This is a genomic window from Streptomyces sp. NPDC012769 (assembly GCF_042901205.1).
Lineage (GTDB): Bacteria > Actinomycetota > Actinomycetes > Streptomycetales > Streptomycetaceae > Streptomyces.
The window spans coordinates 876,997-894,416 of record NZ_JBIBCP010000001.1 but is presented as its reverse complement, the minus strand read 5'-3'; the positions used below and the strand labels follow the sequence as shown (position 1 = coordinate 894,416).

Below are 17,420 nucleotides of genomic sequence, written 5' to 3'. Positions count from 1 at the left end.
GACCCACGAGGAGAGCCGACCCATGGAGCGAGCGCCCGGCCATGCCCTGTACCGAGGGCCGGACCTGGAGTTCACCGACGACGACGCGCCGCACGCCGTCGCCGCTCTCTTCCGCGCGGCGGAACGCCACCCCGAGGCCGGGGTCGTCATCGCCGAGGACGACGGCACCGCCCGGACCCTGCGCTATCCCGAGCTGCTGGCCCAGGCCCGCCGCATGCTCGCCGGGCTGCGCCGACAGGGGCTGCGCCCCGGCTCGGACGTCGTCCTGTGCGGCCTGCCGCTGAGCACCTTCTTCCCCGCCGTCTGGGCCTGCCTGCTCGGCGGCGCCCGGCCCGCGCTCGTCGCCGAACGCGCCGAGCCGGGTTCACCCACCCTGGAACGCCTGCGCCACACCTGCGCGTTGCTGGACGGACCGCTCGTGCTCACCGACCGCGCGGGCGCCGCGTCGCTGGCCACGACCGCCCCGGACCTGCGGACCGTGGTCGCCGAGGACTGCCTCGCCGCCGAACGCGACGACCGCGCCGAACGCGACGACCGCGACGACGGCGTCGTGGAGCCCGAGGGCTCCGCCGTCGCCCTGCTCATGCTCTCCTCCGGCAGCACCGGCGCTCCGAAGGCGGTCCGGCTCACCCACGCCGGACTCGCCGAGTTCGCCGCGAGCACCCGCCGGATCCTCGGCGTACGGCCGGGCGACACGACCATGAACTGGCTCCCGCTGGACCACAGCGGGGCCTTCCTGCTGTCCCACCTGCTCGCGGTGTTCGCCGGCTGCACCAATGTGCACGCCCGCACCGAGCACATCCTCGCCGCGCCCCTGCGGTGGCTGGACCTCCTCCACGAGCACCGGGCGAACCACAGCTGGGCCCCAGCCTTCGCGTACCGGATGGTCGCCGAGGCGGTCGCGGAGAGCCCCGACCGCGCCTGGGACCTGAGCGGGATACGGACCCTGCTGTGCGGGGGCGAGCAGATACCCCTGCCGGTGATGCGCGCGTTCCTCGGCGCCCTGGAGCCGTACGGCGTCCGCGAGGAACACATCGTCCCCGCCTGGGGCATGGCGGAGACGGTCACCGCCATCACGTACGGGCGGCTCGACCGCCCCGGCTCCGTGCACCGCGTCCGCAAGGACAGCCTCGGCGGCGCCCTCGTGACCGTCGACGCCGGCACACCGGAGCGTGACCTGCTGACCTTCGTCTCCGTCGGGGAACCCGCGCACCGCACGGAGGTCCGCGTCGTCGACGGGCGGGGCGAGCCGCTCCCGGAGCGGCGCGTCGGCGCGCTCCAGGTGCGGTGCGCGGCACGGGTCACACCCGGATACGTGCGCGACGCCGAGGCCGACCGCGCCGCCTTCCCGGCCGGCCGGGACTGGCTCGCCACCGGCGACCTGGCCTTCCTCGCCGACGGGCAGGTGACCATCACCGGCCGGAGCAAGGACCTGATCATCGTCAACGGGCACAACGTCCTCTGCCACGAGGTCGAGGACATCGCGGCGACCGCCCCCGGCACCCGCGCGGGCGCGGTGGCCGCCTGCGGCGTGCCGGACCCGGCCACCGGCAGCGAGTCGCTCGTCGTGTTCTTCGTCGGCTCCGGCAGCCCCGACACCGGCCCGGAGACCGACCGGGACATCGCCGCCGGGATCAAGGCAGCCGTTTTCGCGGGCCTCCGGCTCACCGTCGCCCGGGCCGTCCCCGTCCCGGAGGCCGACTTCCCGCGCACCCCGGCGGGGAAGATCCGGCGCGCGGAGCTGCGCGACCGCCTGCTCGCCGGAGCGTTCGACCCCGGGTCCGACGCCGATTCCGAACCCGCCCTCCGCGCCGGCACCGACGCAGACGCGGGCGCCGTGCTGGAAGAGGTACGGGAGGCGGTGGCCGCCCTGACGGGGCGGCGCGTGGACACGACCACGCCCTTCTACGAGCTGGGCATGACCTCCCTCGCCCTCGGCCGGCTCCGGGGCCGGCTGGAAGAGCGCCTGGGCCGGGCCGTCCCGGTCACCGCCCCCTTCGAACACCCGACGATCGCCGCCCTCGCCGCCCACCTGGCGGCCGAACTGCCCCGCACCCACGCCGGGCCGGACCCGGTGCCGGCGCCCGTGCCCTCGCCGGTGCCCGGGGAGGCCGCGGACCACCGCATCGCGATCATCGGGCTGTCCGCCCGTCTCCCCGGAGCGTCCTCGGTCGACGCCTTCTGGGACAACCTCCGCCACGGAAGGGACGCCGTGAGCGTCTTCCGGCGGAGCGACGACGCGCCGTCCCACGTGCCCGTGGGCGGCGTCCTCGACGACATCGAGGGCTTCGACGCGGAGTTCTTCGGCATGAACCCGAAGGAGGCCGGACTCACCGACCCCGCCCACCGGATCTTCCTCGAATGCTGCCACGAGGCACTGGAACAGGCCGGTCACCGCTCCTCCACGCCCGGCACCCGCATCGGCGTGTTCGCCGGCAGCGGCATGAACCTGTACGACCACCAGAACGTGACCGGCCCGGGCGCGGCCCCCGACCTGGACCCGGCCACCGGTCTGCTGACGGCCATCGGGCGGCAACCCGACTTCCTGGCCACGCGCGTCGCGTACCGACTCGGCCTCACCGGCCCGGCCATCGGCGTCCAGACGGCCTGCTCGACCTCCCTCGTCGCCGTCCACCTCGCCGCCCAGTCCCTGATCAGCGGCGACTGCGACCTGGCCGTGGCCGGTGCCGCGGCCGTCCACACCCCCCAGGACTCCGGCTACCACAGCCACCCCGGCTCCATCCTGTCCCCGACCGGACGCTGCCGCGCCTTCGACGCGGACGCCGACGGCACCGTGGGCGGCAACGGCGTCGCCGCCGTCGTCCTCAAGCGGCTCGACCGCGCGCTCGCCGACGGCGACACCGTGCACGCCGTCATCCTCGGGTCGGCGGTCAACAACGACGGTGCCGGCAAGGCCGGTTTCAGCGCTCCGGGGCTCGCCGGGCAGGTCGACGTCGTCCGGCAGGCGCTGCGCAGGGCCGCGGTCCCGCCGGACACCGTCACCTACGTGGAGGCGCACGGCACCGGCACCCGGCTCGGCGACCCGGTGGAGTTCGAGGCCCTGTCCCGCGCTTACGGAGCGGACACCGGGCACACCGGATTCTGCACCCTGGGCTCGGTGAAGCCGGCCATCGGCCACCTGGACAGCTGCGCCGGCATGGCGGGGCTGATCAAGACGGTGCTGATGCTCCGGCACCGCACCCTCGTGCCGACGCTCCACCTGAACCGCCCCAACCCCGCACTCGCGCTCGACGGCAGTCCCTTCGTCCTCGGCACCCGGCTGCGGCCCTGGACCGCGCCGCCCGGGACGCCACTGCGGGCCGGTGTCAGCGCCCTCGGCATCGGCGGGACCAACGCCCATGTCGTCCTGGAGGAAGCACCGCCCCGCCGGACCCCCGCCGCCTCCCCGCACCCGGTGCTCGTACCCGTCTCCGCGCGGGACCCCGAAGCGCTCACCGCCCTCTCCGGCGCGCTCCGGCGCCATCTCCTCGACCACCCCGAAGCGTCCGCCCCCGACGTGGCGGCCACCCTCGCGCTCGGCCGGCCCCACCACCCGCACCGCACCGCCGTCGTGGGACACACGGCGGGGGAGCTCGCCGCCGCCCTGGAACGAGCGGCACTCGACGGCACCCCTCCCGCCCCTCCCGCCCCGCAGGCGTTCGCGTACCCCGGCCAGGGAAGCGCCCGCCCGGGCATGGCACGGGAGATCCACGCCGCCCACCCCGAGGCCCGCCGGATCCTGGAGCTGTGCGAGCGGGTCCACGCCGAGGAGTTCGGCGGCACGCTGCTGCCGCTGCTGCTCGACGAGGGCGCGGCCGGCGACCCGGCCCGACCGGTGTGGCCGACCTCGGTGGCCCAACCCGCCCTGTTCGCCCACCAGATGGCGCTCACCGAGCTGTGGCGAGCGGCCGGCGTGCGTCCCGGCCTCGTCCTCGGGCACAGCGTCGGCGAGTACGCCGCGCTGTGCGCGGCCGGCGCCTTGTCCGTCGAGGACGGGCTGAGGATCACGGCCTGGCGCGGTCGGCTGATGGAACGGCACTGCCCGCCCGGCGGCATGCTGACGATCCGCGCCGACCTGACGACCGCACGGCGCGTCGCCGACGCCTCCGGAACCGAACTGGCCGCGGTCAACGGGCCCCGCTCCCACGTCCTCTCGGGCACGCCGGACGCACTGGCGGAAGCCGTCCGCCTCCTGGACGCCGAGGGCACGCCCTGGCGGGAGATCCCCGTCGACCGGGCCTTCCACTCGCGTCACCTCGACGCCGTGCTCCCCGAGCTGAAGGCCCTGGCCGACGGCCTGGAGCGCCGCCCGCTGCGCCTTCCGCTGGTCAGCACCCTGGACGGCGCCGTACGCCCGCCCGGCTGGACGGTCGACGCCGACCACCTGGTCCGCCAGGCGCGCGAACCGGTCCGCTTCGACCTGGCCGTCGCCTCGGCGGCGCGCCACGGCTGCGCGGACTTCCTGGAGATGGGCACCGGCGAGGTGCTGGCCCGGGTGGGGCGGCACTGTCTGCCGGACAGCCGCTGGCGGCCCGGGCAGGGCGCGGCCGCCGGCGAGCAGTGGCGGGGCTTCCTCGACTCGCTCGGCGAGCAGTACCGGCGCGGCGCGGAGATCGACTGGTCCCGGGTGAACCCCGAGGGAGGGCGCGTCCCGCTGCCCGGCCACCCGCTCCGCCGCCGTCGCTTCCCCCTGCCGACGGCAGCACCGGCCGCCCCGGCCCAGGCCCCGGCACCCGCTTCGGCACCCGAGCCGGTGGTGCGGACGGCCGGCCCCGCCCTGGAGGACATCACCGACTCGGTACGTGAACTGGCCGCCGACAAGCTCGGCGTCGACCCGGCCGACGTGGCACCCGACCGCTCGTTCTTCGCCCTCGGGGCCGATTCCCTGGCCCTGATGGGCCTGACCGCCGAGCTGGAGCGCCGTCACGGGGTACGCGTGCCCGTCCGGGAGCTGTTCTCCGACGCCGACACCCCGCGGGCCCTCGCCGAACTCGTCGTACGGCTCCGGGGTGACGCCGTCCTCGCGGAGCCCGAGCCCGAGCCTGAGTCCGCGTCCGAGTCCGAGCCCGATCCCGCACCCGGGCCCGAGCGCGTGATGGAGCCCGAGCCGGAGCCCCTGCCGGAGGCGACCGGTGGTGACCTTCGGGAGGTCGTGGCACAGCAACTCCGATTCGCCGAGCATCTGGTGGACCGGATGGCCGGCCTGATGCAACGACAACTCGATGTTCTGGCCGGGACGAACACCCCGGCCGCACCGCCCACCCCGATGTCGAAACCGGCGCAGGCGCCCGCCCCCGCGTCCCGGCCCGTACCGTCGCCCGCGCCCGCGCCGCAGCCTGCTCCAGCTCCTCGAGCCGGCGCGTCGGCCTGCGACTTCAGTCTCTACTTCTTCGGCGACTATCCCGAGACCGGCACGGCCGACGCCTACGGCCTCATCCTGGAGGCCGCCGAGTTCGCCGACCGGCACGGCTTCCACGCGGTCTGGTTCCCGGAGCGGCACTTCGACTCGTTCGGCGCGCCCTTCCCCAACCCCTCGGTCCTCGCCGCCGCCCTCGCGACCCGCACCAGCCGGGTCCGGCTGCACGCCGGCTCCGTCGTCCTGCCGCTCCACCATCCGGTCCGGGTCGCCGAGGAGTGGTCGGTCGTCGACAACCTCTCCGGCGGCCGGGCCGGGCTCTGCTTCGCGAGCGGCTGGCACGCCAGGGACTTCGCCCTCGCCCCGGAGAACTTCGGCCCGCACCGTGAGGTGATGTACGAGCGTCTGGAGACCGTCCGTGCGCTCTGGTCCGGGCGGTCGGTCACCATGACCGCGGGGGACGGCGATCCCGTCGAGATCAGGCTGCACCCCAAGCCGGTCCAGGACCGGCCCCCGCTCTATGTCGCCGTCGTGGGCAACCCCGACAGCTACCGCCGGGCCGGTGCCGAGGGACTCGGCGTCGTCACCAACCTCATGGCGCAGTCGGTCGAGCAACTGGCCGAGAACATCGCGCTCTACCGGCGCGCCCGGGCCGCGCACGGTCACGACCCCGCCGCCGGCCGGGTCGTGGTCCTGGTGCACACCTACCTCGCGGAGGACGCCGAGACGGCGCGGACGGAGGCGTACCGGCCCTTCGTCTCGTACCTCCGCTCGTCGCTCGCCCTCTTCGACCAGGTCACCAACAGCCTCGGCTTCGACGTCGACCTGGCCAACACCCCCGAGGAGGACGTGGACTTCCTGCTCGGCCGCGCGTACGAGAGCTACTGCGCCTCGCGTGCGCTCATCGGCGACCCCGGGTCCGTCGCGGAGACCGTGCGGCGGCTGACCGAGGCGGGCGTGGACGAGATCGCCTGCTTCGTGGACTTCGGCCTGCCCGCGGACAAGGTGCTCGCCGGACTGCCCGCCATCGACGTCCTCCGCACGCAGCCCCTCGCCCGCACCGAACCGGCACCGGCACCGGCACCCGCGCCGTCACCGGCCCCGGCACCGGCACTGTCCGCGGCCCAGGCCCAGGCCCAGGCCCAGGCCCCGGCCCCGGCTCCCGCGATCGTCGACGGTGGCGAACTGTCGCCGCCCGAGCGGCGGATCTGGCTCGTGGAGCAGATGTACCCCGGCACCGGCATGTACCACGAGCCGAAGGCGATCCGGCTGGACGGCCCGCTGGACGTGGAGCGGCTGCGGTGGGCCCTGCGGCGCACGGTGGCCGGCCAGCCCGCGCTGCGCACCGTCTTCGACACCGTCGACGGCGACCCGGTCCGGCGGATCCACGACCGTGTCGACGTCGACTGTCCGGTGGAGGACCACACCGGTGCCACCGAGGCGCAGGCGCTGTCCGCCGCCCTGGCCGGGGCGGCGGAGACGACCTTCGTCCTGGCGGCGGGACCGCTGTTCTCGTGCCGGCTGCTGCGTCTCGCCGACGACCGGCACCTCCTCTTCCTCCTGGCCCACCACATCGTCTTCGACTCCTCCTCGACCGTGGTCTTCACGCGCGAGCTCGCCGCCCACTACCGCTCCGGGCAGCGCCCCACCCCGGCGCTCCGCCCGCCGACGGCGCCGGGGTCCGCCCGGCCCGGCGCCGTGGTCACCCCGCGACTCCGGGCGGAGGTGCTGGACTTCTGGCGGCGCGAGCTCGCGGGCGCGCGGGACGCGACCCTGCCCTCGGACCGGGTGCGCCCGGCCGTGCGGTCCGGGCGGGGCGCGAGCCTCACCCATGCCCTCGACGCTCGGCTCACCTCCGAGCTGAAGGCGTTCGCGGCCGGCCGGCGCTCCACGCTGTTCATGGTGCTGACCGCCGCGATCGGGGCCGTCCTCGGCCGGTTCGGCGGCCACGACGACCTGGTCCTCGGCACGGCCGTGGCGGCCAGGCCGGAGGGCGCCGAGAACGAGATCGGCCTGTTCCTCGACACGGTGGCGCTCCGGGTGGAGCTGTCCGGCGACCCGGACTTCGCGGAGCTGCTGCGTCGGGTGAAGGAGCGCAGCACCGCCGCGTACGAACACCGGGACGTGCCCTTCGACGAGCTCGTGTCCGCGCTCAACCCGCGCCGCGACCCCGGCCGCAACCCGCTGTTCCAGGTGATGGTGGAGTACGAGAACGAGGGCCGGGTGGACTTCGACCCGCCCGGCCTCGCCGCGACGCTCCTCGACATGCCGTCCGCCCGCGCGCCCTTCGACCTCAGCGTCTATCTGACCCATCACAGCGGCGGCGTGCGGTTCATGGCCGAGTACGACACCGATCTGTTCGCCGAGAGCGACGTGCGACGCTTCGTGGACTACGTGGAGCAGCTGCTGCGACGGGTCCTCGCCGACCCCGGGGCGCCGCTCTCCGCGCTCACCGCGCTCACGGACGCCGACCGGGCGGAGCTGGCGCGGCTCGGTCGGACCGACGAGCCCGTGCCGGTCGTCACCGAGACCCTCCACGGACTCTTCGAGGCGCAGGCGCGCCGCTCACCGGACGCCGTCGCGCTGCTGTCCGCCGCCGACGGCGGGCGGACGACCTACGCGGAGCTCGACCGCGCCGCCGACCGCCTGGCACGGCGGCTGCGGTCGGGGGGCGCGGGCCGCGGCGAACGGGTCGCGGTGGTGCTCCCGCGCGGCCCCGAGCTGATCACGGCGCTGCTCGCGGTGCTGAAGAGCGGCGCCGCCTACCTGCCGGTCGACGTCTCCCTGCCCGGACCGCGCGTCGAGGGGCTCCTCGCCGACGGCCGTCCCGTACTGGTGCTGACCGACGAGGCCACCACGGCCCGCCATCCGTCCCTGGTACGGGGACCCTGGCAGGTCCTCACCGTCGACCGGTCCGCCGAGGCCGTCGCGGGGGAGGAGGCCGAACAGGAGAAGGCCGAGGGGGTCGCTCCCCACGAGGAGCCCGGCCCCGCGGCCCCGACCCCCGCTGCCCCCGCCCCCGTCGTCCACGCCGACGACCCGGCGTACTGCATCTACACCTCCGGCTCCACCGGTCGGCCGAAGGGCGTGGTCGTACCCCACCGCGGGCCCGTCAACATGGTGCTGCGGCACATGGAGGAGCATCCGGCGGCGCTCCGGACCCTGCAGTGGACCTCGCCCTCCTTCGACGTCAGCGTCCAGGAGATCTTCACCACCCTGGCCGCCGGCGCGGCCCTCGTGCTCGTCGACGACGGGTTGCGGCAGGACCCCGTGGCCCTCGTCGAGACCGCCCGCCGCCACGGCGTGCAGCGGATGTTCCTGCCCTGCACGCCGCTCACGTATCTGATGGAGACCGGGCCGCGTCTGCCCGCCCTGCGCGAGCTGTTCTCGGCGGGGGAGGCCCTGCACCTCACCCCCGCGTTCCTCGACTTCCTCGAACGGCACCCGGACTGCGTCCTCCACAACCAGTACGGGCCGACGGAGACGTCGGTCATCGTCACCACCCACCGGGTGGACCCCGCCCGGGGCACCCGGCCGCCCATCGGCGCGCCGCTGCCCGGCGTACGCCTCACCCTGCGCGACCCGAACGGCGTCGAGGTGCCCCGGGGCGCGACCGGCGAGATCCACGTGGGCGGCGTGGCCGTGTCGTACGGCTACCACCGGCGCCCCGAGGAGACGGCCGCGGCCTTCCGCACCACCCCGGCCGGCGAGACGGTCTACCGCACGGGAGACCTGGCCCGCTGGAGGAACGACGGCACACTCGAATTCCTCGGCCGCGTCGACGACCAGGTGAAGATCCGTGGGCACCGGGTCGAACCGGCCGAGGTCCAGGAGGTGTTGAGGCGACGGCCCGACGTCCGTGACGCGGTGGTCGTGCCCCGCAGGGACCGGCACGGCGACACGGAACTCGTCGCCTACCTCACGCCCACCGGGCGACGGACGCCGGACGCTCCGCACGACGCCGCCGAAGCGCTCCGCGCCGACCTGGCCGCCGAACTGCCCGACCACCTCGTGCCCCGGCGCTGGGTGTGGCTCGACCGGCTGCCCATCGGCACGTCCGGGAAGCTGGACCGCCGCCGGCTGCCCGCCCCCGAGGACGCCGCCCTCGCCACCACCGTCCCCCGGCCGGCCGCGGACCCCGCTCCGCACGCCGGTGACGACGGGCCGGCCACCGGCACCGAGAAGGCCCTGCACGAGCTGTGGTGCGACGAACTCGGCGTCGGTGCCGTGCCGGTGACGCGCTCGTTCTTCGAACTCGGCGGTCACTCGCTCAGCGCCGTACGGCTCGTCAACCGGATGACCACCGAACACGGCATCGCCCTGTCCATGGCGGACTTCTTCCGAGCCCCCACCCTTCGCGCCGTCGCCCGCCGCCTCGACCCCGAGGTCCTTGAGTGCCCTGAGGGCTCCGAGGCCCCCGAGCTCCCTGCGGGCTCCGCACCGGCGGCCGGACTCGTCCCCATGCCGGCCACCCTGCGCCGGCTCTGGCGCCGCCACCACGAGCGCACCGACCCCGCCGTCTACAACGTCGTCCACCGCGTCGACCTCCACGGCGCGCTGGACCCGGCGGCGCTCACCCGGGCGCTCGACGCCCTCGTACGCCGCCACGACGCCCTGCGCGGCCGGGGCGTGACACGGGACGGCGAGCTCTTCGTCGAGACCCTGACCGAGCTCCCCGTCGAGGTGCCCCTCGACGACCTGAGGTCGTTCGACCCGCCGGCTGTCGACCGCTGGTGCCAGGAAGAGGCGGAGCGGCCCTTCCGGATGGACCGGCCGCCGCTGTTCCGCTTCCGGCTCGGCAGGACGGCCGAGGACCGGTGGGTGCTGATGGTCGTGCTGCACCACGCCGTCTGCGACGGCTGGTCGATGGGCATCCTGTGGAACGACCTCGGGCGCCTGTACGCGGACGGCAGCGGAACCCCCGCCACGCTCACCCCCGCCACGCTCACCCCGCCCGCCGCCCGGTTCACCGACTTCGCCCGCTGGGAGGCGGAACAGCTGGGCGGCCCCGGCCGCGCCCGGCTGGAGGCCTTCTGGCGCGACGAACTCGCCGGCGCCTCCCTGCACCTGGGGCTGCCGTACGACCGGCCCCGCCCCGCGACGCTCTCCGGAAGGGGAGCCCTGCACCGGCACGTCGTCGAAGGACCCGTACCGGACCGGGTCGCCGAGGTCGCGGCCCGACTGGGCGCCACGCCCTATACGGTGCTCGCCGCCGCCTTCGCCACCTGGGCCGCCCGGCACGGCGACCGCGCCGCCCCCGACGTGGTGCTGGCCGCCTCCAGCGCCAACCGGGCCGGCCGGCGCGCCCACGAGGAGGTCGTCGGCCTCCTCGGAGACGCCGTCCTCCTGCGCGCCCGCCTCTCCGCGGCCGAGACCTTCGCCGACCTCGTCACCGGCCTCGGCGGCACCCTCTTCGGCGCACTCGACCACCAGGCACTGCCGCTGGACGAGGTCGTGCGCCTGGTCGCGCCCGAGGTGGCGGACGGACTCTTCCCCAGGGTGCTGTTCACCGTCGTCACCACCCCGGCACCGACCCTGCGCCTGGGCGGGGTGTCCGCCACCGTCACCTCCCTCCCGGTCGGGGGCGCCGCCCGCAACGAGCTCTACGTGGTGCTCGTGCCCCGCCCGGGCAGCATCTCGGTCACCTTCGAGTACTCCACCGACCTCTTCGACGCCGCCACGATCACCCGCTGGACGGAGGAGTTCGCCCAGGTCCTCGCGACCGCCACGGCCCGCCCGGAAACCCCGCTGCCGGTGCTGACCGGACAGACCGGACAGCCCCCGTCCCAGGACCGGTCGACTCAGGGCCGGTCGGCATGAGCACCCGCCCCCGGCGACCGGCGCTCCCCACAGGGGCGCCGGCACGCGGCGTATCTGGGCACGCGGCCGCGCAAAATGGGGTCCGGTTGCCGATGAACCCGCCTTGGCACGCTCGCACACTGCAGACATGTCTCCCGAAACCCGCCGATACCGGGCCGAGTCGAGCGGAGGTGTCGATTCCCCGCCCCGTCTCGAAGGCGGCCTTCTCGCGGCAAGCCGCCGCCAACTGCTCGCGAAGCGTGCCCTCGACATCGGCGTCGCCGTGCCGGCACTCGTCCTGCTGTCGCCGGTCCTGCTGGGGGCCGCCTGCGCCGTCAAACTCTCGTCCCGGGGGCCGGTCTTCTACGCCCAGGAGCGAGTCGGCCGTGACGGCGAGCCGTTCAGGATGTGGAAGCTGCGTTCCATGTCGCTGGACGCGGAGAGCCGGCGGTCGGCCTATCTCCACCTGAACGAGAGCTCCGGGCCCCTCTTCAAGATCCGGCACGACCCGAGGGTCACCCCGGTCGGACGCGTCCTGCGCAGCTGGAGCATCGACGAGCTGCCCCAGCTGCTCAACGTCCTCCACGGCGAGATGAGTCTCGTGGGCCCGCGCCCCCCTCTGCCCGAGGAGTGCGAGCACTACGGCCCGTACGAGCGCCTGCGGTTGCTCGTGAAGCCCGGCATCACCTGCGTCTGGCAGGTCAGCGGCCGCTCCGACGTCCCGTTCGCCGAACAGGTGCGGATGGATCTGGACTACATCACCCACTGGAGCCTGCTGACCGACCTCAAGCTCCTGGCCAGGACCGTACCGGCCGTGCTCGGGCGCCGCGGCGCCTACTGAGGTCCGCCGCCCACTGGGGGCCCCGAGGTCACACCAGCAGCTCCGAAAGGGCCGATGCCAGGCGGGGATCCGTCGCGCCGGAGCGCACCCGGGAGTGCAGGAGCAGCGCCTGGTGGGCGAACATCGCGCACCAGACGTTGGCGACGTCCTGGTCGCCCGAGAAGAGGACTCCGCCGTCCGGCCGTACGAAACGGAGCAGCGCCCGCGCCAGCCCGTCGAGACGTCCGGCCCAGTGATCCCCCGTCAGGCGGCCACGGCAGCGCAGCAGGAGGCCGATGCGCAGCGCCTGGGCGAGAACGTCGGAGCGGACGATTCCCCCTCCCGTGGTCTCCGTGAGGGTTCCGTCGACGGCCTGCAGCCCCATGAGACGGGTGTAGACCCTCTCGACGACCTCCAGCGCCCGGTCCGACGCGGGGGGCGTCGGCGGCGTCGGGGGCCTCGGGGGCGCGAGAAGCAGGCCCTCGATCCCGTACAGGATCGGGTGCAGCTCCCGGCAGGGCCAGGCCTCCGTCAGCCTCGCCTCCCAGTGGGCGCGGGTCCGCCGGCAGACCTCTTCGAGGGGTTCCCCGAGCACGCCGTCGGGCAACCGGCCCAGGGCCGAGGCCGCTTTGAGATGGTGCGGGCCCGGTCGTGTCGACCAGCGGTCGGGCAGGGGAGCGCCGGCGACGGTGTCATGGGACCGCAGCACGGCGGCTCCCACGCAGATCCTCTCGACGGGCGCGCAGAGGTCGGCGGCCAGCTCCTCCCAGGCGCCGCGCGGCCCGGCCCGCCGGTCGCCGGCCCCGAAGGACGCGACTCCCCGCGCCGCCATCGCCAGGTCGAAGGTGAACACCCCCGCGTTCCGCCAGTCGTCGCGACCGGACGACAGATACAGCCGGGTGGGCGGGACCCCCCGCTCCGACAGGGTGCGGGCGATCCAGCCCTCCGCCCGCCGGCCGTGCTCGCGCGCTTCCGCGGCGCGCTCCGGGGAGCTCGCCGCGCCCGAGGCCAGCCAGGCCATCGCGGTCAGGTAGTAGCCGGTGATCTCCAGGTAGACGAACTCCGGTCGTCCCTCCCGGTCCAGCCATCCGGCGACCGCCCCGCGCTCGGTGCCCTCCCCGATCTGGGCCCCGCTCCGCAGCAGCCACCGCTCGATCAGCCGGGCCGCCTCGGCCGCCTCCGCTGTCCCGGCGGTCGGCCCGGCACCCGGGATCGTGGCCGAGCCCGAGATCGTCCCGGACATCGGTCCCGTCATCGGCACTGCCCTCGCCCCCGTCATGGCCGGAACTCCGTCCCTGTCGACGGCGCGATCACCTCACCGAGGATCTTCACGATCCGCTCGCCGGCGAGGCCGTCCCCGTAGGGGTCGTGGCGCGTGGCCATGCGGGCGTAGTGGGCGGGGTCCTCGAGGAGGGCGGCCACCGCCGCGACGATGTCGTTCTGGTCGGTGCCGACCAGGTGGGAGGTCCCGGCCCGCAGGGGTTCCTCGCGTGCCGTGCGGCGGTTGACCACGAGCAGCGGTTTGCCGAGGGCCGGGGCCTCCTCCTGGATACCGCCCGAATCCGTCACGATCACATACGAGTCGGCGAGCATGCGCATGAACGGGATGTAGCTGCATGGCGCCAGTACGTCGATGTTCCGCGGGCGGTCCCCGTCCAGGGTCTCCCTGAGCATCCGCGCGACCGGCGGAGAGGGGTGGCGCACCAGCTGGAACCGCACGTCGGGGTAGAGGTCCGCCAGTTGCCGCACGGCGCCGAAGACGGACCTGATCCCGTCGGGGATGCTCTCCCGCCGGTGCGTGGTGATCACGATGCGGCGCTGCCCCTCGGGAGGCGGGGCCGTCTGGCGCGGCTGGGACAGCGCCCAATAGAGCGCGTCGATACCGGTGTTGCCGGTGAGGAACACCTGGTCCGCCGCCACCCCTTCGCGTACGAGGTTGGCCGCGGCCAGCTCGCTGGGCGCGAAGTGCAGGTCCGCGATCGCGCCGAGGATCCGCCGGTGCCCCTCCTCGGGCCACGGGGCACTGTTGTCGTAGGTCCGCAGGCCGGCTTCCACATGGGCCACGCGCGTGGCGGAGTGGAAGCCCGCGACACCGGCGGCCATCGTGGTCGTGGTGTCGCCCTGCACCAGGACGACGTCCGGGTGCCGCTCCTCGCAGATGTCGGACGCCCACCGGGCCACCTTCCACGCCACCTCGGCGGGGCGCTGGTTCCTGCGCATCACCGCCAGGTGGTAGTCGACGTCCATCCCGAACGTCGTGAGCGCGTCGGACAACAGCTCCGAGTGCTGGCCGCTGGAGCACACGATCGTCTCGAAGGCCGCGTCCATCTCCTTCAGCGCCCGGATGGGCGAGTACATCTTGATGACCTCGGGCCGTGTGCCGAGGAACGCGGCCACGCGGATGCGCCGTGCCATGTCCCACCTCCGACGTCCGGCGCCGCCAAGGGGTGCCGCGGATGTGTCCGGCTTCGTTCTGCGCGCCTCCGTGCTTTCACGCCCGAGGGCTCGCGGTGCCAGTCTCCCGGCGGCGCCGGGCCGGGTTCATCGGCAACAGGAGCCGATTTTTCCGCGGGGGGATACCCAGAAACCGCGGGTGGCCGCGGCGCCACCTCGGGTGGTCCCCGTCAGCCCGTCAGGGTTCCGCCGTACCCGCCCCGCCGCGAACTCACCGCGAGGTCTCGTCGTCCAGCGGGATGGCGGCCGCCTCCCGCCGGTGGACGCCGAGCTTCGCGAGGACGGCGGCGACGTGGTGCGCGGCCGTCTTCGGCGTGATGTAGAGCCGGGCGGCGATCTCCCGGTTGGTGAGTCCCTCGCACAGCAGGCGCTGGACCTCCCGCTCCCGCCTCGTCAGGCCGTACGGGTTGGCCCAGGTCGAGGCGCGCCTGCCGTGCGGGGTGCGCCGCACCCCGGCCGCCCGCAGGCGTTCCCAGGCGCGGTCCGCGGCGGCCCCGGCCCCCAGGGAGCGGAAGGTCTCCAGGGCCCGGCGCATGGCGGGCACATCACCGCCGAGGCCGGCCAGCGCCGCGTCGTACGGGCAGCCGAGCCCCTCCCACACCGCCACCGCCTCGCGCCACCGGCCGGCCTGTTCCAGGGCGTACGGCTCCGCCACCCGCGTCCGGGGGAGTTCGCCGCCCGCCAGCCGGGCCCAGCGCAGCATCCCGCCGACGAGCCAGGGGTCGCTGTCGCCGGTGACCGCCTTCAGCCCGTGCTCGGCCTCCGCCACGGCGAGGCCGTCGTCCCCTTCGAGCCAGGCGGCCTCGGCGCGGGCGGCCCAGACCGGCCCCGCCAGGAAGAGATCGGCCTCCTCGCCGTACGCGAGTGCCTCGTCGAGCAGCGGCCACCCGCCCTCCTCGCCGCGGCGGGCGCTGACCAGGGCGGCGGTCACCAGCGGCAGCAGCCGGTGCAGCGGCTGGCGGTTGCGGTCGAGCACCTCGCCGGCCTTCCGCGCCGCCTGGGCCCAGCGGCCCCGGTGCAGCATGCCGAGGCCGGCCGCGCCGAGGGCCGGCACGAGGAACATCGGCAGCTCGTGTTCGCGGCAGTAGGCGCAGGTGCGGACGGTCAGCCGGTCGAGGCGCGGCAGATCGTGGTGGAGCGCCGCCGTCCAGCAGGCCATCGCGCCGATCCTGCAGGCGTCGTGCGCCATGCCGTCCTCGGCCATGGCCGCGTGCCAGGCGTCCTCGAAGTCCTGCCAGCCCTGACCGTGGCAGACCACGCGCACCAGTGTCTCGTGGAGCCGGGCATGGGCCCGCAGCGCCGGTTCCCCCAGGTCCCGCCCCAGCTCGGCGGCCCTTCCCGCGTAGTCGGCCGTCGTCGCCGGGTCGTAGCCGACGCAGGCGAGCTGGGCGAGGTTGGCGTAGGCCCAGGCGAGCTCCCGGGACGAGCCGTCGCCGTCCAGCACACGGACGGCGTCCAGGCCCGCCCGCCAGGCGTCGCCGGCGCGGAGCGCCAGCCAGTGCATGTGGGAGAGCCGGCGCAGGTCCTCGGCCTCGCGCCGCCGGTCGCCCTGCTCGCGGCGCAGCCCGACCGCTTCCCGCCAGGCGTCGATCGCCTCGGGGAGGCCTCCGGTCACATAGCTCTCGTGGGCCTGCGCCTCCAGCAGCTCGACGCGCCGCGCGGGCGGCGCGGCGGCCGGGCTGCGCACGGCCCGTCCGTACAGCTCGGCGGCCTCCCGGTGCGAGCCGAGCGCCGCGGCGTAGGAGGCGGCGCGCGGGGCGTACTCGGCGAGGGCCGCCTCGTCGCCCGCCTGCTCGGCGTGGAAGGCGAGCCGCGCGAGATCGCCCGGGTCGACCGGGCCCGAGCGCAGGGCCGCCAGCACGCGGCGGTGCAGTCCGGCGCGCCGGTACACCGGGAGCGACTCCCAGACCGCCCGGCGGGCCAGCTCGTTGCGGAAGCACAGCACCGGGCCGTCGGTGCACAGCACGCCCGCGGCCAGGCAGTCCGCGAGACCGGTCGCGGCGGCCGGTGACACGGCGCTGATCAGCGGTTCCGTGGCGCGGGGGCCGATGACGGCCACCGTCTCCGCCGCCTCCCTGGCCCGGTCCGGCAGCCGGGCTATCCGGCCGAGGACCGCTTCCCGCACCGTGGTGGGGACGCCGTGGCTGCGGGCCGCCAGGACCTCCGTGACGTAGAACGGGTTCCCGTGGGTGTTGCAGAACAGCTCGTGGGCGTCCACCGGATGCCCGGCCGCCGCCGTCAGGTCGGCGACCGCCTTGCGGCTCAGCGGCCCCAGCGTGCAGCGGCGCACCGCACGGGACGAGGCCAGGTCGCCCAGGACCACCGCCAGGGGATGGGTGGGTCCGATCTCGTCGTCGCGATAGGTCACCAGGAGCAGCAGCGGGATCCGGTCGATCCGCCGGGCCAGGAAGCGCAGCAGGTCCAGCGTGGCCTGGTCGGCCCAGTTCATGTCCTCGATCACCAGCAGCGTCGGCTGCCCTCCCGACCGGCCGCCGAGGGCGGTGAGCACGTTGGTGAAGATCCCGCCCGGGTCGGAGCGCCGGCGCAGACCCGCCTCCAGCGCCTGGGTCACCGGCGGGCCGAGCAGCGTGGCGATGTCCATCAGGGGGGCCAGCGGGCGGGGCGCGGAGAGCGGGTCGCAGGCCCCGAGCAGGACCCGGGCCCGGCCGCTGCCTCCGGTCTCCTCCGCGAAGCGCCGTACGACCGAGGTCTTCCCGATGCCCGCCTCACCACGCAGCAGCATCAGCTGTCCGTCGCCCCGCTCGGCCCGTTCCAGGCAGCCCGCGAGATCCTGCAGTACCGCGCCGCGTTCGAGGAGATCGGTCACGGCTGTCCCCAGCGTGGATGCGTCGTGTGTCCGTCCACCCCTCAGTCTAAGGATCTTCGGGTCCGGCCGCCTTCCCCGTCGCGCGGTGTATCTGGGCACCTTCTGGGCACCCCACCGTGAAAAATTGGGCCGGGTTGCCGATGAAGCCGCCTCGGCGCCACCAC

General features: G+C 74.9%; 5 protein-coding genes. 2 read left to right on the top strand and 3 right to left on the bottom strand.

What is annotated here, in order from left to right; genetic code table 11:
• Positions 1 to 22: 22 nt before the first annotated feature.
• Positions 23 to 11,176, top strand: a complete 11,154-nt coding sequence (locus tag ACFY7C_RS04080; protein ID WP_389643363.1) for an amino acid adenylation domain-containing protein — start codon at positions 23 to 25, stop codon at positions 11,174 to 11,176.
• Between the two features lie 127 nt (positions 11,177 to 11,303).
• The gene (locus ACFY7C_RS04075) at positions 11,304 to 11,996 is read left to right on the top strand and encodes a sugar transferase (protein ID WP_389643360.1); all 693 of its coding nucleotides are present in this window, start codon (positions 11,304 to 11,306) and stop codon (positions 11,994 to 11,996) included.
• A gap of 28 nt (positions 11,997 to 12,024) precedes the next feature.
• Here ACFY7C_RS04075 and ACFY7C_RS04070 read toward each other — a convergent pair whose 3' ends face one another.
• The 3 genes from ACFY7C_RS04070 to ACFY7C_RS04060 all read right to left on the bottom strand — a co-directional run bounded on the left by ACFY7C_RS04070 (position 12,025) and on the right by ACFY7C_RS04060 (position 17,256).
• Positions 12,025 to 13,230, bottom strand: coding sequence for a hypothetical protein (locus ACFY7C_RS04070; protein ID WP_389643357.1), 1,206 nt, complete (start codon positions 13,228 to 13,230; stop codon positions 12,025 to 12,027).
• Between the two features lie 20 nt (positions 13,231 to 13,250).
• On the bottom strand, positions 13,251 to 14,390 hold the full coding sequence (gene wecB / locus ACFY7C_RS04065) for a non-hydrolyzing UDP-N-acetylglucosamine 2-epimerase (RefSeq protein WP_389643354.1): 1,140 nt from the start codon (positions 14,388 to 14,390) through the stop codon (positions 13,251 to 13,253).
• Positions 14,391 to 14,640: 250 nt separating this feature from the next.
• A complete protein-coding gene (locus ACFY7C_RS04060) occupies positions 14,641 to 17,256 on the bottom strand; it encodes an ATP-binding protein (protein WP_389643352.1) in 2,616 nt (871 codons plus the stop codon).
• Between the last annotated feature and the right edge of the window lie 164 nt (positions 17,257 to 17,420).